The organism is Williamsia serinedens (assembly GCF_024171725.1).
GTDB classification, from domain to species: Bacteria; Actinomycetota; Actinomycetes; order Mycobacteriales; family Mycobacteriaceae; genus Williamsia_A; species Williamsia_A serinedens.
Map to the genome: position 1 here is coordinate 15,982 of NZ_JAMTCG010000005.1, position 23,645 is coordinate 39,626.

Consider the following 23,645-nt stretch of genomic DNA (forward strand, 5'->3'; position numbering starts at 1 on the left):
TAGACGTTACCAACTGTCACACGTACGGCGGAAGTGCCGACCGCGGACTCGCGCGCCGCGGTCGCGTCAGACGGGGACGCTGATGACGTCGTCGTCGGTGTCGTACTCGAACAGCTCGCCGTAGCGACCCCAGTCGACGGCGGTCTCCAGTTGGCGACGCGCGCTGTCGGGACCGTGGCGACGTCGCAGCAGGTCCAGGAAGAACCCGCCCCGGAGCGTCCCGTGTGGGCTGGACCGCACCGCGGTGACGATCGCCCGCACCAGCGGGGCGTGTTCGCCCGCCTGCGTGGCGAAGATCTGCTTGCTGCGCTGGATGTCCGCGCCGACGAGGGCGGTGCCGAGGTCGGTGACCCCGATCCGCCCGTCGGTCACCTCGATGAAGCCGAGGAGCTCGGCCGCGTCCACCAGGGGCAGGAGGTCGCTGATGTCGAACGTCAGTGCGGAGGCGATCGACGCCATCGTCGGCTCGTCCTCACCGGCGACCATCGCGACCAGGCCCGCGATGCCGCCGACGGTCGCCTCGGGGAGCGGCTCGTCGCCGGGTGTCGCCGGGGACACGGGGGCGACCGGCGGGGTGCCCTCACCCTCGGTGAGCAGCCGGTACAGCGTGTCGACGGTGGACACCGAACCCACCGACCGCGGATCGCGGTGTCGTCGCCCCGGGACGGGGATGTCGGCGATGATCCGTCCGGGGTGCGACCCGAGCACGACGACACGGTCGGCGAGGGCGACCGCCTCGTCGATGTTGTGGGTGACGATGCAGATCGCGCGGGTGGGGAAGCGTGCCCCCTCCCAGAGGTCTATCAACTCCGACCGCAGGTTCTCGGCGGTCAACACGTCGAGGGCGGAGAACGGCTCGTCCATGAGCAGGACGTCGGGTCGCAGGACCAGGGCACGGGCGAAACCCACCCGCTGGCGCATCCCGCCCGACAGTTCGCGGGGGTACGCCGACTCGAACCCGTCGAGGCCGATGAGGTCGATGGCGGCCAGTGCGCGCTCACGCCGCTCCTCGGCGGGGACCCGTCGCGCGACGAGGCCGAGCTCCACGTTGTCCTGCACCGTGAGCCACGGCATGAGGGCGAACGACTGGAACACCAGGGCGGTGCCGGGATTGGCGCCGGTGAGCGGCGTCCCGCGGTAGCGGACCGTGCCCGACGTCGCCGGGATCAGGCCCGCGACGGTCCGCAGCAGCGTCGACTTGCCGGAGCCGGATCGTCCCAAGAGAGCGACGATCTCGCCCTCGTGGAGGGTCAGGTCGATGCCGTCGAGCACCTGCACCGACTGGCCCTTCGCGCCGGTGAAGGTGGTGTGGACGTCCTCGACCGTGACGAGGTCGGTGGCGACGGATGTGGGGGACGTGAGTGTCATGGGACGGCCCTGTCGGTCGGAGGGATCAGGAGAGGGAGAAGCGTCGGTGGGCGAGGCCGTACAGGGGACGCCACAGCAGGCGGTTCAGGCCGACGACGAACGCGCTCATGACGACCACGCCGACGAGGATCCGGCCCCGGTCGCCGTGCGCGGTGGCGGCGGCGATGTAGGAGCCGAGTCCGGTCGCGGTGAGGGTCGTCGACCCGTAGGTGACGACCTCGGCGACGATCGACGCGTTCCAGGCGCCACCCGCAGCGGTGAGCGCTCCGGTGACGAAGTACGGGAACACCGCCGGCAGTGCGAGTCTCGTCCACCACAGTCGGCGGGGGAGCCGCAGTGACCGCCCGGCCTCGCGCAGGTCGGTGGGGATCGCGCCGGCGCCGGCGATGACGTTGAACAGGATGTACCACTGCGCCCCGAGACTCATGAGGACGATGCCGCCCCAGTCGAGACCGACACCGGTCGCGACGAGGATCGCGGTGACCGGGGGGAACAGGAAGTTCGCGGGAAAGCTCGCGAACACCTGCACCACCGGCTGCGCGAACCGACCGACGCGCGGGTTCAGCCCGATCCAGACCCCGACCGGCACCCACACCACCGTCGACACCACGACGATGACCATGACGCGCCCGAAGGTGAACAGTCCCAACCACAGACAGTGCAGGACCTGGCCGAAGCCCGCGGTGTGGCCGACGAACGACACCACCTCGACGGCCCCGGCCGCCAGTGCGGCCGCGACGACGAGCGTGGTCGTCGCCGTCGCGGCACGGCGTGCGCGCGTCGGTCCGGCCAACGGGTACTCGGCGATGCCGAAGATGCCGGTCACCCGGTCGGCCGCGGCGACCACCGGCCGCATCCCGGCGGAGAACAGGTCGGGGACGCGGGAGCGCCGCAGGACGTCGAGCACGACACTGCGCGGGGCGTCGGCGCTCGCACTGTCCTCGGTACGGAAACGCTCGGCCCAGGCCGTCAGCGGCCGCCAGAAGACCGCGTTGACCCCGACGACCATGACGACCATCGCGACGATCGCCAGACCCACACGGCCGAGGTCCTCCTGGGCCGTCGCGGCGGCCACGTACGACCCGATCCCGGGGACCACGTAGGTCTTGTCGTCGACGGTCAACGCCTCGGAGGCGACCAGGAAGAACCACGCCCCGCCGAAGCTCATCATCCCGTTCCAGACCAGCGGGATCATCGAGCTCGGGACGTCGACCCGCCAGAAGCGTTGCCACCGCGTGAGCCGCAGGTCCCGCGCGGCCTCGTCCAGGTCGCGCGGCTGGGAGACGAGGCTGTTGTAGAACGAGAACGCCATGTTCCAGGCCTGGGACGTGACGATCGCGAAGATCGACGCACACTCCGGGCCCCACTGCGACCCGGGAAACAGCGCGATGAACCCGGTCACCGTGATCGACAGGAAACCCAGGATGGGGACGGACTGGAGGATGTCGAGGATGGGCAGCAACAGCTTTCGCGCCCGCGGCAGCCGTGCGGCCGCTGTCGCGAAGGTGAAGGTGAACAGGACGGACACGCCCAGGCCGAGGAACATCCGCAGCACCGAACACGCGGCGTAGAAGGGCAGTCGCGCGGGATCGGTCGACACCGACGTCGCCGCGTGGGCGGCGTCGAACGGAGCTCCGAAGTCCGATCCGATGCGCACGACGAGGTACAGCAACACCACGCCGCCCACCGCGACCGCCGCGTCGGCCCACCGTGGCCGGTGTGCGGCGATGCCCGCCATCCGAGCGACACCGACGCCGCTCATCGGTCGCTCTCCTGCACGACCTGCAGGTCGCGGTCCCACCGCACCGCCCGCACGGACGGCTCCAGGCACAGCCGGGTGACCGCGGCCTGGATGCGGTCGTCGTCGCGGTGATCGGAGTGGACCTCCACGACGAGGTGCGCGGTGCCGTCGGACTCCGTCGCGTCGACGGCGCGGATCCGGGTGTCGCCGCCCGAGACGCCGTCGACGAGCATCGACCGCACGGAGCGGGCGCCGTCGGGCTCGGTCTCGACGCTGATCGTGTACGTCGTCGGGGACTCGTCGCCGGACTCCGGGTGGCGGTCGACAGCGCGTCCGAGCCACCGCAGCACGACGTTCACCGCGACGACCGCCACTGTGCCCATCGCGGCGACCGCATAGAGGCCCGCGCCGGCGAGCGCGCCGACAGCGGCCGAGCACCACAGTGTTGCCGCGGTGTTCAACCCGCGGACACCCAGACCGTCGCGCAGGATGACGCCGGCGCCGAGAAAGCCGATGCCGGAGACGATCTGGGCGGCGACGCGGGTCGGGTCCGCGGTGCCGCCGGAGAAGCCGTGCGCGGACAACACGACGAACAGGGTCGCGCCCGTCGCGACCAGTGCGTTCGTGCGCAGACCGGCCATCCGCGCGCGGTACTGGCGCTCGAAGCCGATCAGTGTCCCGAGGCCGAGCCCGCAGAGCAGGCGCAGCACGGTGTCGAGTGTGGACATGACGAGACCTCCGCAGGAGACGAGGACGGCCACGTGCCGGAGCGGAAGGAAACGCCCCCTCGTAAGACCTTTGGCACTTCACGGCGTGGACCTCGACGGGTGTCGAGGAGCCAATCGGGGTCAACCCTTAAGCCGGGAAGACCTGTCCTGACCCGGGGCGTCTCTGGACGTTTGGGGTCGCTGGCGTGTTTCCGTGAAGGAGCCTCAGCGAACGACGGCACCTTGCGAGGAGACAGTGAACACCCCCCGGCGACGGTGCGCAAGAACGCGTCAAGAGCGCGTAAACGCCACGTGCAGAACCACTCTCGATGTCGGAAAGTCCCGTAGCGGACAGGTCGGACAGACCGGTCGGTGTCGCGACGGCCCGCGATCGACGTGTCGGGGGCCACAGGCAGGGGCGTTCTCTCAGGTCCGATCGGTACGATCCGCGGCCGGGGAGGACGTCGAGCAAGGGGGAGACGACGTGCGTCAGGCGCTGACGACGGTGATCTGTGCCGTCCTGGTGATCGCCGGTGCCGCTGCCTGCTCGTCGCAGCAGGAGCCGCGGGTCACCGGTGACCGCCCGACCGCCTCGACGACCGTGGCGGTGCCGGCGTCGGTCGCGCCCGGAGATCTGGTCGTCGCCGCGGTCAGCTGGAACGGCCGTGGGCGTGTCTTCGCCCGCGGCGCGGTGCAGGCGTGGGCGGCCGGCGACCGGGCGGTGTCGGTGACCGGGTCGGGGGGATGGCGCAGCCAGGTGATCTACGGGATCGCGACGGGCGACCGCTCACCGATCGAGATCGAGGTCACCGACGGCACCACCGTCCGTGCCGACGTCCGGCGATGGTCCGGTGTCGACGCCACCACCCCGCTCATCGCACGATCGACGGGGGCGCTCGCACCCGTCCCGGGCGGCGGACGCGGGTTGGCGGTGTCGGTCGCCGCCTCGACGTCGGCCCCGTCGGCCATCGACGGCCGTGTCGTCGACATGTCGCGACGCACCGCCCCGGTGGTGGCCGCCGCCGGCGGGGTGACCGTTCAGACCCTGCTGTTCGCGCTCGGCCCGTCCGACAGGACGCCGCGTGACCCGCTCCGAGAACCGTTCGCGCCCACGAGCATCTGGAACACGGCCATCGGTGCCGACGCGGACTACGTCGACGCGCGGATGCCGGCTCGGCCCGGAGGGGACCGCTTCGCGCCGATGCCGCAGAACGACCAGACGTCCATCATCGAGACACCCGACGCGCCGCTCACCGACGTGCGCTACAGCAGCGCGGGGTGGACCGGGCGCGACCGCTGCGAGGCCACGTCGCGCACCTTCTTCCGCGTCCCCATGCCCCGCGACTACGTCGTCCCGCAGTCGACGGACAACGAGGGCGCGAGTTGGTTGCTGCCCGGGAACCGCACCGTGCTGCAGAGCGCGCCGCTCGCCCGGTGCAGCCCGGGATCACCGGCGACGAGCCTCGACGTCTCCGATCCCGTCGACCTCCACGGTGACGGCGTCACCCGCGGACTCGGCGGGTCCGGTCTCACCGGGATGGTCGGGGCCCTGCGCCTCGGCGAGCTGCGCCCGTCGACCGCCGCGACCGGACCCCGTCACGCGCTGCGGGTCAACATCGACACCGACCGCCAGCTCCACCGCTGCCCGGACGGCGACTGCTTCCGGTGGCCCGCGTCGACGTCCGACAGCGACGCGGAGCGGACCTACGGCAGCAAGGGGTCCGCGCCGTCGGCCATGAAGATGGGGGCGCTGCTCGCGATCCCGCTCGACGTCGACATCGAGAGCCTCGGACTGCAGACGGTCCCGGGACGACAGATCGCGTGGACGCTGCAGAACTACGGCGCCTACGTCGGTGACTCAGCGGCGTGCGCGTGCTTCGCGTTCGTGACCGAGAAGGGACCGTCGGGACGGTTCGCCGACCAGTTCCGCGACGACTACGGCTACCCGTTCGAACAGCGCATCTCCACCGGGTCGCCGTGGACGCGCGACATGCAGCGCATCCAGCAGGTTCTCGCGGTGGTCGACGACAACGCACCCGACGACATCGGTGGCGGCGGACTCCCCGCTCAACCGGCTCCGGCGCCCCTGGCACCATGAGGTCCGAGTTGTGCGCTCGAACGAGTGAAGTATAGTCAATTTCGTTGCAGTGACAGAAACCCTGTCGCCATGGCGCCGTCGGCCTGGGAACCGGTGGCGTGGCAGGGGATCGGACACCGCGCACAGTTCGTCAAGGGGGGGCCTTGAACTATCTCGTCAACCAGTTGCTGCGCGTCCGCCGCCGCTGGTACATCGTCGTGGCCATCACACTGGTCACCGTCCTGGGAGCGTTCGTCGCCGGCGTCGGTGACCGCACCACGTACTCCGCCAAGGCCGCGCTGTCGGCGAGTTCCCCGACATCGGAGAACACGCCGTACGCGTTGGCGCTGGCCTACATCTACCTGTTCAACGATCCTTCGTTCCAGGATGCGTTGAACCGCAAGGCAAAGGTGCCGGCGGGTGTCACCAGCGTCGCCGAACCCGCGACCGTCGGCAGCATCTTCTACATCGACGCGACCGCCGCGACGCCCGAGGCCGCCCGGTCCGCCGCGTCGGCGCTCGCGACGACGTTCCGCACGGAGATCAACGGCGCGCTCGAGGACGCGAAGAAGCAGACCATCTCCTCGGTCGAGGCGCCGTTCGAGGAGCGCTACGCCCAGCGTCTGGAGGTCCCGGGCGACGAGCGTGCCGGGCTGCAGGACCAGATCAACACGATCAACGCGAACACCAACGGGATGATCAACTCCGTCGGTCTCGACTCCGCGGTCACGGCCACGACGCCGCAGCGCACCACGACGCTGCTCACCGCCCTCGTCGGCGGCCTGGTGGTCGGAGTCCTGATGGCCCTCGGGGTCGACATCGCATCGCGGCGCGTGCGCACCGGTTTCGACGTCACCGACAAGACCGCGTTCACCACCGCGTTGGTCGTCGCCGACCCCGACGACGAGGGCGGCTCGGCCCGATCGGCCGACCTGCGCCACCTGTCGAACCGGGTCATGTCGGGGTCGGACACCCGGCCGCACGTCATCGCGGTCGTCGCTGCGCAGTCCGGAGCGACCGCTGCCGCACGGCAGCTCGCCGAGACGATGGCCTCGGCGCTGGGCACCGCCGAGGTGCCGTCGCTGCTCGTCCGGACCGATGCGCGCCGGCCCGTGGGTGCCTCGAGCCGGCGCGGCTTCGTCGACGCTCTCGTCGACGCCGACCTCGACCTCGGTGAGGTGATGTCCGCCGAGTCCGGTGGTGTCTGCACGATCGGGGTGGGCAACCGTGTGCTCGACCCGATCGGCGTGATCACCCGGACGAGCGTCGCCCGCTTCCTCGACGCGGCACGCAAGCAGGCCGAGGTCGTGCTGCTGGAATCGCCCGTCGTCGTGGAATCGCCCGAGGCGCAGATCATCTGCGCCCAGGCCGACGTGGTCATCACCGTCGTCGACCCGGCCACGGCGACGGTGTCGGACGTGTCCGACACCTACCGGCTGCTCGCCGAGGTGAACGCGCCGATCGGTCCGGCCGTCGTCATGTCCGCGCCGCCGGTGCCGGCGCCCGCGACCGCCACGGGTCTCGCCCACGTGCTCCCGGCGGTGGTCGAGGACACCGAGGAGTCCCTCTCCGACCGCGAGGTCGTGCCGAGCGCCCCGGTCGTCGACCACGACACCGCTGCCGAGTTCGCGGACGGCGAGATCGTCACGGAGACAGGCGGTCACGGTGACGACCTCGACGCCGAGCCGGCCGAGTCCCCGGTCGTCGACGCCGAGGTGCCCGAGGACGTCGACGAGCATGATCCGACCCCTGCGGACGACACCGTCGACGACGTGGACGTCGATCCTGTGGCGGCCGAGGACGACGCGACGGACACGGACGAGACGACCGACGTCGTCGCCCCGGATGCCGAGGAGGTGATCGGCGGAGGGGAGAACGCCGCGTCGCCGGAACCGACGATGACAGAGGTGCGGGAGATGAGCGAGGCGGGCGAGACGGTGGCGCATCAGGACGCGACGCCGGTGCCGCCTGCCCCGTCTCGTCCGCCGCGTGCGACCACGCCGGTCACACCCGCCGAGACGGTGCTCAGCAAAGCGATCCGTCGTGCGGCCAGGTGGCGTCAGGAGTCGGCGGCGCGCCGTACTCCGCCGCCGGCCCCGCGGCCGCGGGTCGTGCCGCCGCCCGTCGTGGCGCCGCAGATCCCGACGGCAGACGACGCCCCCGAGGAGTTCCTGCCGTACCGCTCGATGCGGGCACCGATCCCGGAGCCGGCCGTCGAGCCCGAGTCGGTCGTGGAGCCGGAGACGGTCGTAGAGGTCGAGCCGGTCGCCGAGGTCGAGCCCGAGCCTGTCGTGGAGCCGGAGCCGGTTGCGGAGGTCGAACCCGAGCCGGCCATCGAGCCGGAGCCGGTTGCGGAGGTCGAGCCCGAGCCTGTCGTCGAGCCGGAGCCGGTTGCCGAGGTCGAGCCGGAGCCGGCCGTCGAGCCGGAGCCGGTTGCCGAGGTCGCACCCGAGCCGGAACCGGCTGTCGAGCCGGAGCCGGTCGCCGAGACCGAGTCCAAGACTGTCGCCGAGGTGCAGCCGGAGCCGCTTCCCGACCTCCCGGCCGAGGTCGCCGGCGCGCCGCTCGTGCACGCCGCGGCGGGGGAGAACGCCGTGCCGACCGACCGGTTCCCGGCGGTGACACCCGGTGCCGGTCCGGGCGACCCGTTCGCCCTCGAGCGGCACGCCGCCGCCGAGCGCGCCGCGCACGAGGAGTTCCTGCGGGAGCAGGCCGTCCGGCAGCGGTGGGAACGCGAGCTGATCGCGCGCCGCCAGTGGGTACAGGACCAGCAGGTCCGCGAGCGGGAGGCCCGGGATCGTCGCTCACAGGAGGAACTCGAGCGGCGTGCGGCGATCCAGGAGCGGCTGGCACGCCAGCAGCGCGCTCGTGAGGAGGCTGTCCGCGAGGAGGCGGAGCGTCGCGAACGGGAACTCGCCGAGCGCGAACGCGTCGAACGCCTCGAGCGTGAACGGGTCGCCCGCGAGCGTGCGGAGCGTCTGCAGCTCGAGCGTATCGAACGCGCCCGCGCCGCCCACCTGGAGCGCGAGCGGATCGCCCGGGCCGAGGCCGCTCGGCGTCGGCTCGCGGAGGAGCAGCGTCAGCGGGAGGAGCGCGCCGCCGTCGAGCGTGCCGTCGCGGCGCGCGTCAAGGAGGAGCGGCTCGCTGCCGAGCGTCTCGAGGAGGAACGTCGCGAGATCGAGCGACGCCTCGAGGCCGAGCGCGTCGCCCGGGAGCAGGCCGAGCGCGAACTCGCGCTGCAGCAGCAGGTGGCCCGGGAGCGTCTGGCGCAGGAGCAGTGGGCGCAGTACCGCCTCGCCCAGGAACGCTGGCTCGAGGAGCAGTGGTCGCGGTACCGGGCCGAGCAGCAGCGGTGGCTGCAGCAGCGCGCGGCCGGGATCGACGTCCCGCCGCCCGTGCCCCCGGCACCGAACGCCGTCCCGCCGAGGTCCGTCCGTTCGTCCGTGACCGGCAGTTCCGCGCCGGTGGTCGAGGGAACGGTCGAGCGACGTAGCGACGCGCGCGGATGACCGCCCGCCTCCGGGCGGCGGTGACGTCCCTGCCGTCGCGGCGGCGGGTGTCCCTCGCCGCCGCCGGCCTGGTCGTCGCGACCGCCGCTGTCGCCGCCGCGGTCTCGCGGGGATCTCTCCTGATGGTGATCGCCGCACCGATCGCGGCCGTCGTCGCCGTCGTCGCCGTCTGGATCGGGCTCCGACACCCGCTGGTGGCGCTGGGGTACTTCCTCGTCGCGCTGTTCCTCCGGCTGGCGTTGCCGCGCGTCCTCCCCGTCGACCCGTTCCTGCCGGCGTTCGTGGGAGTTGTCCTGTCCACGGCGATCTGGGGGTGGACACACCGAGACCGCCTGCCGCGCCTGGGTGTCGTCGAACTCGTGATGGCCGTCTACCTGGGCTACAACGTGCTGTCGGCGGTGCTGCCGCACGAGTACGACGCGGGCGCGTACATCCCGACGGTCGAGCCGATCAACCTCTTCCGCATGATCCTGTCGTCGACGCTCATGCCGTTCGCGCTGTTCCTCGTCGGCCGCACCATCGGTGACGACGCCCGCCGCGCACGGGTCGTCCTGTGGATGATGGTCGCCCTCGGTGGCTACTCGGCGCTGGTGAGCATCCTGCAGTTCCACGCCCCGGGGCTGGTGTGGCCGCGCTACATCGTCGAGGACCCGAACTGGGTCGGTCGTGCGAACGGCGTGCCGAACCAGCCGGTGGTCAACGGGATCACGATCCTCATCGGCTTCGCCTGCGCCGTCCACCTCGCCTCGCGCACCGAGGGCCGTCGCGCCGCCCGGCTGACCGCGGCACTCGTCGCGGCCGCGTCGTCCTACGCCGTGTTCCTGACGCACACGCGGATCATCTACCTGGCGTTCGCCGTCGTGCTCGTCGTCGGGGCCGTCATCGCCCGCGGCTACCGCACGGGCTTCGTGGTCGTCGGTGTACTGGGATCGGCTGCGGTGCTGGCGAACTGGTCGACGTTCACCAGTTCCGACCGTGACGCCGGCGGCGTCGGTTCGACGAGCGAGGTCCTCGACCGACTGAACACCGCGGCCACGACCTTCTGGGCGTTCGACGAGAAGCCGCTGTTCGGATGGGGTCTCGGCCGGTTCATCTCGGTCAACACCCTGCATCACCAGCAGTGGACCACGTCGACACCCTTCGACCGGGGGCTCGGCATCGCGCCCCACTTCAACGAACTCGGCATCCTGTCCGATCTCGGGCTCGTCGGTCTCGTGCTGTGGCTGACGATCCTCGCCGGTCTGGCCGCCCGGTTGATCACGGCGTTCCGCGCCCTCGCACGGGACCCACGGACCGACGACGAGCGCACCCGGGTGACCGTCGTGGTCACCGGGATCATCGCGCTCGTCGTGATGGTGACGTCGGGGACCACGGTCGACCTCCGGCTGTTCGACCTACCGGTGGTCGCGACGCTGCTGCTCACCGGACTCGCCGTCGGCCAGGCCCGACGGCCGCAGCGTGTCGTCGCGCCGTCCCTGCCGCCCACCACGACCGTCCCCGCCAGGGAGGAGATCCCCGCATGACCGACGTCCGCGATCGCATCCTCCGCCGGTGGTGGGTCGTCGCCCTCTGCGTTCTCGTCGCGGTGGGCGCCGCACTCGTCACGGGTGTGAGTGCCACGACGACCTACACCAGCAAGGCGTCGTTGACGACCTACTCGGCGAATCGAGCGCCGGAGCAGGACGCGGTGCTGATCCAGAGCTACGTCGACCTGTTCAACAACGACGCGAGCCAACAGTCCCTGCGGCGTGATGCGCGGGTGCCCGACGACGTCCGGGTCACCGCGACGCCGGTCGCGACGGGTCCGATCATGTTCGTCGTCGCCACCGGACCTGACGGGGCGGCGGTGCCGCGCGCGGCCCAGGCGATGGCGGATGCGTTCCGGCAGAGCATCAATGCGGGTGTGCAACGGACCCGACAGTCCGCGATCGACGCGCTGCGGCGGCCGTTCGCCGACCGGGAGGCCGGCAACGACTTCATCCTGCAGCAGGAGCGAGTGCAGCTGCAGCAGTCCATCGACCGCCTGAACAGCGACACCAGCGGTCTGCTGCAGGACCTGACCGCGGCGAGCGGCGCGACGGCGGAGCGACCGGCCATGACCGCGCGGGTCGCCGTGTCCGTCGTCGTCGGCCTCCTCGTGGGGCTGGTCCTCGCGTGGCTGGCCGGTGGACTCGCACCCCGACTCCGCACCGCGGGCGAGGTCCGGGAGACGCTGGGGCTGCGGACCTTCGACGCCTCCGGTGACGGTGCGGACCCACACATGCAGATGCGCCATGTCGTCAACGCACTGGCCTTCGACGACCTGCCCGTGCCGTCCGTCGTCGCCCTGACCGGGGTCGGCGGGAGAGCCGGGTCTGCGGGTGTCGCCGACGAGCTCGCGCGGATCCGTGCCGCACAGGGCGCAGAGGTCGTCGTCGTGCGCACCTCCCGCGACGGCGAGTTCGCCGGCGCAGGGATGGTGGACGTGCTCCGCACCCCGGACGGTGACGGGATCCACGCGGCGCGACTGGACGAGACGCTGCGCGACAGCACCCGTCTCGGGCGGGGCGTGTCGATCCTCGGTGCCGGCGAGCCCGGCCCCGACAGCCGCGGGACCGATCCGTACGACGTGATGACGCGGGAGAACGTCGGCGAGTTGATCGGGTTGTTGCGCAAGCGGTTCGACGTGGTCGTGGTGGAGTGCGCCCCCGTGGACCAGGCGGCCGAGGCGCAGCTCGTCTGCGCGGCGTCCGACCGGACACTCGTCGTCGTCGAGCGTGACACGGTGAGCCCGACGCGCGGACGGCGTTCCGCGGACCTGTTGCGTCAGGCGGGTATCGAGGCCTTCGCCGCGGTCCTGGTCGCTCGCCCGGAGTGCATCACACCGTCGCGTCTCCTGTCGCGCTGAGTCCCCACACCTCCACCGTCCCGGCCGCACGCCCGCAGTCGGCGCCGTCGAGCGAGGTCTCGTGGTGCAGGCCCGCCGCATCGGCCAGACGACCGGCACGGACGTCGGACCGCAGGACGGCGGTGGAGATGCGGCGCAACGACATCGCGCTCATGGCGTGGCCGAGGACGTCCCGGATCGCCTGCCCGATCGCACGGTCGGAGGCGGATGCCGCGCTCCGGTCGACGCTGACGGCGAGCTCGGCGAAGCCCTGGCTGCGGTTGACCCCGACGAGCGCGATGCGACCGACGGTGGTGTGGGTGTCGCGGACCTCGTAGACGACGTCGGCGTCGTCGGTGTCGAACCAGGCGCCCGATCGGATGGGGCCGCACAGGTCGTCGAGGGTCGCGGAGCGGGCGGACACCATCGGGGCCGTCAGGACACGGCGGCGGCGCAGCCGCAGACCGGTCCCTGCGACGTCGAGGTCGGCCGGCATCGGGGGCGGTCCCATCCTGCGCACCCGCGTCCTGGCGCGCCCCAGGCCGTGACGGGCCACGGCGACGGCGTCGTCGAACCGGTGGGGCACGGTCGCATGTCCCCGCGCCGGCCGGGTCAGGGCCTCGACGTCGACGGCGTCGGCGGTGGGGTCGGTCATCCGGAGTCCGACCGTCGTCAGTCCGCCGGGGCCGAGGTCGTCGCGGTCGAGGACCCACAGGTCGTGCGCGACGACGTCGTGGCCGCCGGTCGGGGCCCAACCGGGGAGCGTGGCGGCCCGGTGGAACCCGGCTCGGGCCGACGCCCGCGCGGCGGGGGCGTTGTCGGTCGCGGCGGGCGCCACGACCCGTCGGATGCCCAGCGTCGAGAAGGCGTGGTCGACGAGCATCCCAGTCGCCACGGTCGCCACCCCGGACCGGCCGAGCCGGGAGTCGATCCAGATCCCGAGTTCGGCGGTGGCCGTGACGGTGTCGATCGCGGTCAGCGCGACCTGGCCGGCCAGTGCGCCGTCGACGTCGATCACGCACGGCAGGGCACGACCCGAGGCGATGTGACGCCGCGAGTCGAGGACCTCCCGCACCCACTCGTTGCGGCGGTGCCGCTCGTCCCACGTCAGTGCGCTGCGCGACCAGAACGGCTCGATGAGCGCGCGGTCACGCAGTCGCAGCTCCCGCCATCGCGGGTGGTCGTCGAAGCGGCCGGGACGCACGACCACGCGGTGCGCCCCGGTGACGACGGGACCGAGGACGACCGGTACCGGCGACGCACCCCGCAGGCCCGCCCCGTCGACGTCGGTCATCCGATCACCCGCGTGGCGCACCGCCGTCTCCGTCCTCGGCGACCGCGGGGTCGTCGGGTCGAGAGGTGGTGCGCACCGACCGTCGCACGATGGCGACGGGGACACCGAGCAGGCTGCGCGCCGACGACGGCGCACAGACGGCGAGCGCGACGAGGTACACGAGCCCGAACACCGCGCCCGCGCCCGTCAGACACACCACGGCGGGCAGGAGGGCGCGGTCGGCGCTGTCGAGGAGGTGGCGGTCGAGGACCCAGGCCACGGCGGTGGCGGCACCCGCCGCGGGCAGCGGCGGCACCACCGCGCGCGCCACGTCCGCCCAGCGGACGCCGACCAGGGGGATGGCCAACCCGGTGACGACGAGACCGACGACGATCGCGGTCACCGACAGCGAGAGCGCGGCACCCGCCAACTGGAACTGGGAGACCAGGAGGACGAGAGCGCCCACGCCCAGCAGCACCTCGACCGCGGTGTACCAGTTCAGCAGCGGTGTACGGTCGCAGGCCTTGATGACCTCCTCGCCGACGCTGATGAGGGCCTTGCCCACCCCGAGTCCGGCCATCAAACTGACGGCGACCCCGGCGGCGTGCCACGGCTCGCCGAACACGACGGTGACGGCCGGGGTGCCGAGCGCGATCATCAGTCCCGACAGCGCGGCCGCGCCGACCGTCACCCACCGCAGGGCGCGGAGGTAGGCCGCGCGCATGCGGTCACGGTCGCCGGCCATCTGCGAGAACGCGGGGAACAGCGAGACGGCGCCGATCTCGATGATCGCGCGCACGGGCATCTGCGAGATCCGTTGTCCGTAGCGGAAGTTGCCGAGCGCGAACTGTGTGAGACCGCGGCCGACGACGACGGTCTCCATGGCGTTCTGCACCCGGGCGCCGATCCCGCCGAGGACGAGCGGGAAGCCGTAGCGGGCGAGTTCGCGCCACAGGGCGACCGAGGCGGTGCCCCGGCCGGGCCGCCAGTCGGTGATGGCCCAGATGCTCACGGCCCAGGCGACGAACGACGCGTACATCCCGACGACGAGGCTCCACACCCCGAACCCGAGAGCGGCCAGCGACACCGCCACGACCGCGTACGCGATCGCCACCGACGGCCCGACGATCAACCGTCGCTTCACGCTGAAGGCCCGCTGCAGCATCGACTCCGGCACGTTGGTGACCGAGAAGATCAACAGGGTCCCGGAGGTCACGGCCGCGATGACGCCGGCGGTGGTGCTGTCGAAGACGAGACCGACGACGGGTGCGGCGGCGAGTGCGGCGAGCGACATGAGCACGCCGCCGCCCAGCGTCGCCCAGAAGACGGTCTCCGCGGCGTCGCGGATGTCGCCGCCCCGCTGGACGAGACCCGCGCGCAGACCACCCTCGACGAACTCGCCGAGGAAGCTGGTGATGACGGTGCCGGACACGAAGATCCCGACCTCGGCCGGGGACAGCAGACGCGCCAGGGCGATGGTCTGCACCAGGGTCAGCACCTCGCCGAACACCAGGGCGAACGCCGACGCGACCGCGACACGTCCGATCCGGCCCCGCAGCGACCGACCACCGCCCACCTCGTCCGGGGATGCGGCGTCGGTGCGGGTGGTCGTGGTCATCGGCCGGTCACCCCGCCCGGGTCGTCGCGGTGTCCGGACCTCTCGGTGATCGCGAACACCTCGTCGAACGCGGCACGGCTCAGTGCGATCTGGCTTTCGGCGGCGGCCCGCAGCGGGGCGCGGACGACCGGTGCCTCGTCCCATGCCGTGGCGATGGCGGACGACAGCCGCGCCGCGAGGTCGGGCTCACCGAGGTCGATCATGGTGAGACCGGTGCCGAACATGTCGGCCAGGCCGAGGAACTTGTCGTCGTAGTACTCCGAGGACGTCACGGCGACCACCGGGATCCCCTGCGACAGCGCGAACACCGCGAGGTGGTAGGCACCGGTCACGAGCACGCGGCAGTCGGACACGCGCTCGGCCACGGCGGCCGGGTGCACGTATCGCGGCAGCGGCGGGACCACCCTGGTCGCTCCCGCGACGAGCGGCAGTGTCGACTTGCGGTCCTGGTCGCGGTATTCGGCGATGATCAACGGCAGCAAGGGCGCCCGGAGCCGCTCGGCCGCGACGCGCACCGTGGTCCCGACGGCCGTCCGCGCGGCCTCGTCGACCGGCGAGTAGCCCGCGACCCGCAGGCAGAAGCCGATCCCCGCGCCCAACCCGTCGCCGCCCCCCCGGGCGGTGTCCGATGTCGGGTCGATCAGGTCGTGCGCCAACTCGATCGCGTCGTCACCCGTCACACGGACGCGGTCGGGGTCGACGCCGAGCCGGTCGGCGATCGCCGGCCCGCGACGGCGCTCGCGCAACGCCAGCAACTCCACCCGCTGCAGTGCCTCACGCCCCATGGCGACCAGTGCGGGGTCGTCGAGCGGGCCGAGGCCCTGACCGATTATGGCGACGGGTACGGCGTGGTCGGCCGCGGTGCGGATGAGTGAGAACACCCGACGGCACTGTGCGGCATCGGCATCCGTCAGATAGCCGCCGCCGAGCACCACGAGCACCGACGACGACGCCACCGCACGACGGGACCCGATGTGCGGTCGCGGGCGCGGGGTGATCGGGGGGACGTGCCTCCCGGTCAGCGCGCTCTTCAGGCGTCGTCGGGCGCCACGGGCCTTCTGCGGCAACCAGGTCCGAGCCCGCAGCCACGCCAGGACCACCGGGCCGACGAACGCCGGGCCGAGTCGGGCGGCGAGATCCTCCAGCCATGTCGGCGGCGCCCACGGGTCGTCGTCGAACACCGTGATGCCCTCGGCCGTCGGGAAATACGCGCGGAGCAGGACGGGCGAATCGGTCAACACGCCGATCCGCGCGTCGGGCCACCGCTGCCGCAGGCGGCGGAGTGTGACGGCCAGCATGGCCAGGTCACCGTTGTTGCGCAGCCAATACTCGCTGTTCTCCACGAGCACCCGGATCTCCCCGGACTCGTGAGTCACCGGACCCTCTGCGACACCCCCCGGTGTCGGGTCACGGTCGAGAACGCGTCGAGCGCCGCTGTTCTGAACAGACACGTCGAGCTTTCCTCCCCGCGGTATAGGATTGCACATGCTTTCTGTGGTCCGCCACATAGGACCGGCCGTCGGGGAGGACGGCCAGCAGACAGCGGTGATCGAGGGGGAGTTCTCATGGGCCGATCGGTCGTGCCCGGACCACGGGTGCTGTGGGCGTCGACGAGCACGTCCACCCGGGGCGGGGTGGCCTCGACGGTGTCGGCGGTGCTGTCGACCGAGTTGACGCGCCACTGGCGCATCCGACACGTCGCGACACACCGCGACGGGCCGGCCGTCGTCAAGGTGGTCACGTTCCTGCTGGGGGCTCTGCGCTTCGTCGCGGAGTTGCTGCTGCGCCGACCGGCGCTGGTGCATCTGCACACCGCGTCCTACGGCAGCTTCGCCCGGAAGGCGGTGCTGGCCACCGTCGCCCACGCCCTCCGGGTCCCGGTGGTGCTGCACGTCCACGGTGCCGAGTTCCACCTCTTCGCCGAGCGACTGCCCGGGCCGCTGCGCGCCGTCCTCGTCCGGATCCTGACCGGGTCCGCGGCCGTCGTCGCCCTCGGGCCCGGGTGGGCGCGACGGCTCTCCGCGATCGCTCCGATCGCCCGGGTCGTCGTGGTGCCGAACGCCGTTCCCGCGCGCACACCGTCGCTTCGTCCCGACGGTCCGCCACGGGTGCTCTTCCTCGGTCGGGTCGGGGACCGCAAGGGCACGTTCGACCTCGTCCGCGCCTGGGCTGCCTCACCGGTCGCCCGCGGCGCCCACCTGACCATCGCCGGTGACGGCGAGGTCGACCGAGCGCGGGCGCTGGTCGCCGACCTGGGCGTCGTCGACTCCGTCGACGTGCTCGGCTGGGTGGGCACGGAGACCGTCGACGATCTGCTCGGTCGGTCCGACGTCCTGGTGCTGCCCTCCCACGACGAGGGGCAACCCATGGCGGTGCTCGAGGCGATGGCCGCCGGCCTCTGCGTGGTGGCGAGCCCCGTCGGCGGTGTCCCCGACATCCTCGACGACACCTGCGCGGTGCTGGTGCCACCCGGTGACGTCGACGGGCTGCGGGTCGCGCTGGACGACGTCCTCGGTGACGACGGTCGTCGACGCGCACTCGCCGCCGCGGCGCATCTGCGCTTCCGCGCCGACTTCGACGTGGACACGGTGTGGCGCCGAATCGATGCGTTGTACCGGGAGATCACCGATCGCCCCGTGACGCCCGCCCCGGTGCGGGTGATGCACGTCGTCCCCGACCTCCGGATCGGCGGAGCCGAACGACACGTCGCGACGCTCATGCCCGCCCTGGACCGGAGCCGGTTCACCCCGTCCGTGGTGTGCATCGGGGAGCCGGGCGACCTCTTCGACGACCTCGTCGCCGGCGGGGTGCAGGCGGTGGCGCTGCGACGCAGTCGACGCGACGCACCGCGCGCGCTGCGGGACCTGGTGCGCCACATGCGGGCTCAACGTCCCGACATCGTTCTGACGCGCGGTTACAACGCCGACGTGCTCGGTCGGGTCGCGGCGGTGCTGGCCGGGGTCCCGCACCGCGCCGTCTGGATCCATCACGTGGCCGCCGGCGACGACCGTCCGTGGCCGCGCCGCGTCGTCGACCGCCTGCTCGACAGCCGCACCGATCGCTACCTCGGCGTCGCGCACGCGCAGTCACCGTTCCTCACCGACACGCTGGGGCACCCGGCCGAGAAGGTCGTCATCGTCCGCAACGGTGTCGACGTCGCGGGCTTCACCGACCTCTCGTCGACCCCGCGCACGCCGGTCGCGCTGCCGGGCGTGGACGGCGACGGGCCCGTGATGGGAACGGTGTCGGCGATGCGTCCGGAGAAGGACCACGAGACGTTCCTGCGCGCGGCGGCGGCGGTCGCCGTCGACGTCCCCGACCTGCGCGTGCTCGTCGTCGGTGACGGGCCGGAACGGCGACGCTCGGAGGCACTCGCCCGACAGCTGGGGATCGCCCACTGCACGGCCTTCGTCGGCGCGACCTCCGACGTCCCCGCGATGCTCGCCGCGATGGACGTCTTCGTGCTCTCCTCGGACGCGGTCGAATGCCTGCCGATGGCGCTGCTCGAGGCGATGGCGTCGGGTCTGCCCGCGGTCTGCACCGACATCGGCGGGCTCCGCGAGATGGTCGAGGAGGGCGTGACGGGTCATCTGGTCCCGATCCGTCGTCCAGACGCCCTGGCGTCGGCGGTCGTCGACGTCCTCGCCGATCCCGCGCGGGCCCGGTCGCTGGGCGCAGCGGGTCGGGCGCGGGCGCGGGCCCAGTTCGACCGGTCGGTGATGGTGCAGGCGACGCAGGACGTCCTGTGCGACATCGTGTCCCGACCGCCCGCGCCGACCGCTCGGCCGGTGACGCTGACCGTCGTCATGGACCTCACGTTCGTCGGCGGCGCCGAACGGTTGCTGCTGTCGCTGTGTCAGGCCCTCGACCGCTCGGCGGTCACCCCGCGCATCGTCTGCCTTCGCGAGGAGGGGCCGCTCGCCGACGACTTCCGTGCCCACGGTGTCCGCGTCGACGTCCTCGCCGGGCGTTCGGGTCGCGACCCGCGCCGTGTCACCGCGCTGGCGACGTACCTGCGCCGCACCGGGACCGACGTGGTCCTCGTGGCGCACCACCACCGCGCGGCGCTCGTCGTCGGTCGCCTGGCGGCCGCGCTCGCGGGCATCCCGAGTGTCGTCGCGGCGCACGACATGGATCTCGCAGCGGTCGGCGGTCGGGTGCTGCCGCGCTCGGCGGTCACGACCCTGGCGGCCTCCCGTGCTCTGGTGCTGTTGTCCCGTGCACAGGGCGACTACCTGCGCACCGCGGAGGGAGTCGGGTCGTCGCCGTGGTCACGGACACGGGAGGTGGTGATCGGCAACGGGATCCCGCTGCCCCCGCCGCCCACCCGCGACCGTCGCGACCGTGCGCGGCGCCTGCTGGGTCTCGCCGACGACGACGTGGCGGTCGGCATCGTCGCGCGGCTCTCGGCGCAGAAGGCCCACGAGGTGGCGCTGGCCGCGTTCGCGAAGATGCTGGCGGACTGCCCGACCGCGCTGCTGCTCCTCGTCGGGACCGGCCCCCGCGAGCAGGAGCTCCGCACGCTCGCCGGCGATCTCGGCGTGGCGCACCGCGTCCGGTTCCTCGGCGTCCGCGACGACGTGCCCGATCTGCTGCCCGGGCTGGACATCTCGTGCCTGTCATCCGTCCACGAGGGCGTGCCGTTGGTGCTCGCCGAGTCGATGGCGGCGGCGGTGCCCGTCGTCGCGACCGGGTGCGGCTCGGTGCCGGACATGGTCACCGACGGTGTCGAGGGCTTCGTCGTCGGGGTCGGCGACCACGACGCCCTGGCCGATCGCCTCATCGCACTCGCGTCGGATCCGGACCTGCGTCGTCGGCTCGGCGCCGCGGGACGCGACCGGGCCCGCCGACAGTTCGACATCGCCGCGACCGCACGGGGTTACGAACGTCTCGTCACGCAGGTGGCACGCGGGCGCTGACCGGTCTCACACCCCGACGACGTACGCGGACTTCACCTTCCCGCCGTCCGGCGTGGACAGGGTGTCGAGTGTCGTGATGGTCACCCGCTGCCCGGGGCCGAACATGCGGTCGACGTTCCGACGCACCTGACGGTCGGTGACCTCGGCGTCCCATCCGCCGCCGGGCACCACGCGGACCTCGAAATCGCCGGCGCGGTGCTGCACGATCTGCACGCCGCGCACCCCCACGAGGTCGTCGACGACGGTCGACGGCACGGGCAGCGCGCGCCCGTCGGCGGCGGTGAACACGTCCTCGGCGCGGCCCGCGATCGTCCCGATCCGACCGAACGGCCGGCCGCAGGGACAGGGCTCGTCGGGAGCGGGACCGACCTGGTCCCCGGTGCGGTAGCGCAGCAGCGGGAACCCGCGGTTGTGCAGCGAGGACCCCACGATTTCCCAGCGGTCGGGGACACCCGGGACCGGGACCTGCTCCAGGACGCCGTAGTCGTCGAAGACGTGGTGCGTCCCGTGCTCGCAGTTGCCGGTCATCACGACCCGTTCCGTCTGCCCGTAGTGGTCCACGATCGGTGCGTCGAACACCGACGCCATGAGCGCCCGTGCGGGCCCGCCGATCACCTCCGATGACGTGATGACGCCGCGCAGCGGGAGGGTGTGTCCGGCATCGGCGAGGAGTCCCGCGAGGACCGCGATGCTCGACGGCCAGCCCTCGATCGCCTGCGGTCCGAAGTCGTCGACGGCGCCGAGGATCGCGGGCAGGTGGTCGGGCGTCAGGTAGAAGCTCGACACCATCAGCTGCCGGTTCCCCGGCAGCGGGCGGACCGGTGACCCGTCGGTGTCGGCCACGAAGTCGTTGCCCCGCAACACGATGCGCGGGGTGTCCGCGTCGAGGCCGAACCACCGCCACTGCCGTTCCTGGGCGCACAGCTCGTAGACCGACGATGCAGGTGTGCGCATCACGGTGACCGGGCGGCCGGAGGTGCCCGACGAGCTCGCGGGCCACATGAGGCGTTCCGGGAGGGCGCAGAAGTCGGCGCGGCGGTCGGTGACGCTCACCCGGTCGGTCGTCGGCAGATGCACGAGATCGGCGGCGGTGCGGATGTCCCGGGGATCGATGCCGTGCTCGGCGAACATCTCCCGGTAGAACGGCGACCGGCGGGCCGCCCAGCGCACCTGGGCGCGCAGCCGTCGGTCGCGGCGGTCGGCCAGCTCGGCCGGCGTCGCCTGTTCGGCCCAGGCGAGCTGCCTGCGTGCGATCGATCGATACGGATGTGCGCGACGCAACCTGTGTTTGACGTCGACGCCCGCCCCCCGCGGTGCCATCGGTGTCCCCCTGTCGAACTCTCCCCACCCGATCATGACACCGACCCCCTGACGATCGCGAACGCTAGGGTCACCGACGTGCACAAGGTCACCTGGTACCGACGCCGGCTGGCGACGATGTCGGCCCCCGAGATCGCCTGGCGGGTCCGCACCCTCGCGGCGGGTCGGGTCCGCCGGGTGTCGGGTGCGACGCCACCGCGCGACCTGCCGCCCGGGTGGACCACGGCGACGGCGTCGTCGTCGCTCGCGCAGCTCCGAGACCCCGATCGGCGACCGACGCTGTTGTCCCGCGGCCGCGCCGCGGAGATCGTCGGACGGCACCCCGAACTCGTCGAGCAGATCGTCGCGGCCGCCGAGGACGCGCTCGGCCTACGCTGCACCTTCTTCGGGTATCCCACGGTCACCCTCGACCGGCCTGTCGACTGGTCGTACGACCCGGTCCGGGACTTGCAGTGGCCCGACCTCCCCGCCGACCGCATCGACCACCGCACCGTCGACGGCGACGTGAAGTGGATCTGGGAGCTGAACCGGCTGCAGCACCTGCCCCTCCTCGCACAGGCCTGGCTGGTCTCCGGGGACGACCGCCACGCCGCCGCCGCGCTCGACGACCTCGACTCGTGGATGGCGGCGAACCCGCCCGGTCACGGGATCGCCTGGCGCGGTGCGTTCGAGGCCGGGATCCGTGCGATCAGCGTGGCGGTCACCGTCGTCGCGCTCGCCGACGCCCCGCAGATGACGGCGGAGCGGTTCGGACGGATCGCCGCGATGCTCGACGCCTCGGCGCGGTACTGCGTCCGCGGGCGGTCGCGGTACAGCTCGGCGAACAACCACCTCGTCGGCGAACTCGCCGGCCTGGCGGCCGTGGCCCTGCTGGTGCCCGGGCTGCAGGACGCGCCGCACTGGGAGCGCATCGCGCTGGGGGGACTCACCGCGGAGGCCGACCGTCAGATCCTGGCCGACGGTGTCGGCGCGGAACAGGCTGTCGGGTATCAGATCTTCACCGCCGAGTTGTTCGCCGTCGTCGCCGCGCTGGTGGCCGATCGGGACGGCACGGTGCCGGCCGGTCTCGTGGAGGCGGTGCTGCGAGGCGCCGACTTCCTCGGCGGGCTCGGGATGCCGACCCCCCGGATCGGCGACGACGACGAGGGGTTCGCCCTGCGGCTGTCGGACGAGCCGGTCCGCACCGTGGCGTCCCACCTCGATCTCGTCGCCGCGGTCACCGACGGTGCGGCACCTGCCGGCGTCACCACGACCGCCGCCCGGGAGTGGTTCGCGGCGGCACTGGGCGCGTCCGAGCGTCCCCGGACGGCGGTGACCAGCACGGTCCGTGGACCCGGCGGGTCGACCTGGCACCGTGACGGCGGTCTGGTGGTGCTGCGCGCACCGGGTCGGCGGGTCACGGTGGACGTCGCGCCGCTGGGCTACCTCGCGATCGCCGCGCACGGGCACGCCGACGCACTCGCCGTGACCGTCGCCGACGACCGTGGCGAGATCGTCGAGGATCCCGGCACCGGCAGTTACTACGGGCACCCGGAGTGGCGGAAGGTGCTCCGTGGCACGGGCGCTCACGCGACGGTCACCGTCGACGGGCGGGACCAGTCCGACATGGGTGGTCCGTTCCTGTGGACACGACACGCACGGACACGCGTCCGTGCCGTCGATCTGGCGGCCGGCGTCGTCGACGCCGAGCACGACGGATACGCCGACGGCGCGCACGGTGTCGTCCACCGCCGCTGGGTCGTCGCGCCGGCGGACCTGCCGGGCGTGCTGATCGTGGACCGCCTCACCGGAGGCGGCGAGCACGACGTGACGACCACCGTCCCGCTCGCGACCGACATCGACATCGACATGTCGGGATCCGCGATCGCACTGTCCCGAGACGGTGATCACGTCGCCGACATCGTCAGCGCGAGTACGGGACCGGTGTCCCGGTGGTCGGTGCGAGGCGACGAGACGATGCATCGTGGCTGGTCCAGCCACCGTCTGGAGGATCGGACACCCGCATGGTGGGTCGGGACGCAATCCTCCGGCCGGACCACACCGATCGTCGAAGCAACCTTCATCAACGTCACAACGAAGTTTGCGCTAGGCTGCGACCTGTCCCTGTCGGATGACGGATCCACGATCCGCATCCACCTGCTGTGCGAGGGGGTACGGCGGGAGTGCGTGGTGGACACGCGCGGGGACGGGCAGGTGTCGTTGCAGATCGAGACGACGCCCTAGCCCGGGGGAACGATCGATCGCGCA

General features: G+C 72.3%; 13 protein-coding genes and 1 riboswitch. Of the genes, 6 read left to right on the top strand and 7 right to left on the bottom strand.

Annotated features, from left to right (window positions below):
* Positions 1-66: 66 nt before the first annotated feature.
* The 3 genes from LX12_RS13680 to LX12_RS13690 are packed head-to-tail and all read right to left on the bottom strand — an operon-like array spanning position 67 to position 3,837.
* On the bottom strand, positions 67-1,368 hold the full coding sequence (locus LX12_RS13680; protein WP_253655135.1) for an ABC transporter ATP-binding protein: 1,302 nt from the start codon (positions 1,366-1,368) through the stop codon (positions 67-69).
* Between the two features lie 25 nt (positions 1,369-1,393).
* Positions 1,394-3,130, bottom strand: coding sequence for an ABC transporter permease (locus LX12_RS13685; RefSeq protein ID WP_253655136.1), 1,737 nt, complete (start codon positions 3,128-3,130; stop codon positions 1,394-1,396).
* Positions 3,127-3,837, bottom strand: a complete 711-nt coding sequence (locus tag LX12_RS13690) for an MgtC/SapB family protein (protein ID WP_253655137.1) — start codon at positions 3,835-3,837, stop codon at positions 3,127-3,129. The genes LX12_RS13685 and LX12_RS13690 overlap by 4 nt, the downstream gene beginning before the upstream one ends.
* Positions 3,838-3,886: 49 nt before the next feature.
* Positions 3,887-4,060: riboswitch (M-box (ykoK) riboswitch) on the bottom strand.
* 240 nt (positions 4,061-4,300) lie between these two features.
* On the opposite strand from LX12_RS13690, the gene LX12_RS13695 reads away from it, so the two are divergent.
* The 4 genes from LX12_RS13695 (at position 4,301) to LX12_RS13710 (ending at position 12,289) form a co-directional block, all read left to right on the top strand.
* Complete coding sequence (locus LX12_RS13695) at positions 4,301-5,914, top strand: hypothetical protein (protein ID WP_253655138.1); 1,614 nt, start codon at positions 4,301-4,303, stop codon at positions 5,912-5,914.
* Positions 5,915-6,057: 143 nt separating this feature from the next.
* Positions 6,058-9,402 (top strand): hypothetical protein, encoded by a 3,345-nt coding sequence (locus LX12_RS13700; protein WP_253655139.1) that lies wholly within the window; start codon positions 6,058-6,060, stop codon positions 9,400-9,402.
* Positions 9,399-10,925: an O-antigen ligase family protein gene (locus tag LX12_RS13705; RefSeq protein WP_253655140.1), complete on the top strand. Its 1,527-nt coding sequence runs from the start codon at positions 9,399-9,401 to the stop codon at positions 10,923-10,925. The genes LX12_RS13700 and LX12_RS13705 overlap by 4 nt, the downstream gene beginning before the upstream one ends.
* Complete coding sequence (locus LX12_RS13710) at positions 10,922-12,289, top strand: P-loop NTPase family protein (RefSeq protein WP_253655141.1); 1,368 nt, start codon at positions 10,922-10,924, stop codon at positions 12,287-12,289. Before LX12_RS13705 ends, LX12_RS13710 begins: the two co-directional genes overlap by 4 nt.
* Here the strand turns inward: LX12_RS13710 and LX12_RS13715 are convergent.
* Genes LX12_RS13715 through LX12_RS13725 form a run of 3 tightly spaced genes read right to left on the bottom strand, consistent with a single transcriptional unit; the run spans position 12,261 to position 16,535 of the window.
* Positions 12,261-13,562, bottom strand: coding sequence for a GNAT family N-acetyltransferase (locus LX12_RS13715; RefSeq protein WP_253655142.1), 1,302 nt, complete (start codon positions 13,560-13,562; stop codon positions 12,261-12,263). The genes LX12_RS13710 and LX12_RS13715 overlap by 29 nt on opposite strands.
* Before the next feature lie 4 nt (positions 13,563-13,566).
* Entirely contained in the window at positions 13,567-15,159 is a 1,593-nt protein-coding gene (locus tag LX12_RS13720; protein WP_253655143.1) for an oligosaccharide flippase family protein, read from the bottom strand.
* Positions 15,156-16,535, bottom strand: coding sequence for a polysaccharide pyruvyl transferase family protein (locus LX12_RS13725; RefSeq protein ID WP_253655144.1), 1,380 nt, complete (start codon positions 16,533-16,535; stop codon positions 15,156-15,158). Before LX12_RS13725 ends, LX12_RS13720 begins: the two co-directional genes overlap by 4 nt.
* A 189-nt stretch (positions 16,536-16,724) precedes the next feature.
* Here LX12_RS13725 and LX12_RS13730 point away from each other — a divergent pair, with 189 nt between their 5' ends.
* On the top strand, positions 16,725-20,078 hold the full coding sequence (locus LX12_RS13730) for a glycosyltransferase family 4 protein (RefSeq protein ID WP_253655145.1): 3,354 nt from the start codon (positions 16,725-16,727) through the stop codon (positions 20,076-20,078).
* A gap of 6 nt (positions 20,079-20,084) precedes the next feature.
* On the opposite strand, the gene LX12_RS13735 is transcribed toward LX12_RS13730, so the two are convergent.
* On the bottom strand, positions 20,085-21,398 hold the full coding sequence (locus tag LX12_RS13735) for a phenylacetate--CoA ligase family protein (RefSeq protein WP_253655146.1): 1,314 nt from the start codon (positions 21,396-21,398) through the stop codon (positions 20,085-20,087).
* Positions 21,399-21,476: 78 nt separating this feature from the next.
* On the opposite strand from LX12_RS13735, the gene LX12_RS13740 reads away from it, so the two are divergent.
* Complete coding sequence (locus tag LX12_RS13740) at positions 21,477-23,621, top strand: heparinase II/III family protein (RefSeq protein WP_253655147.1); 2,145 nt, start codon at positions 21,477-21,479, stop codon at positions 23,619-23,621.
* The last annotated feature ends 24 nt before the right edge of the window (positions 23,622-23,645 follow it).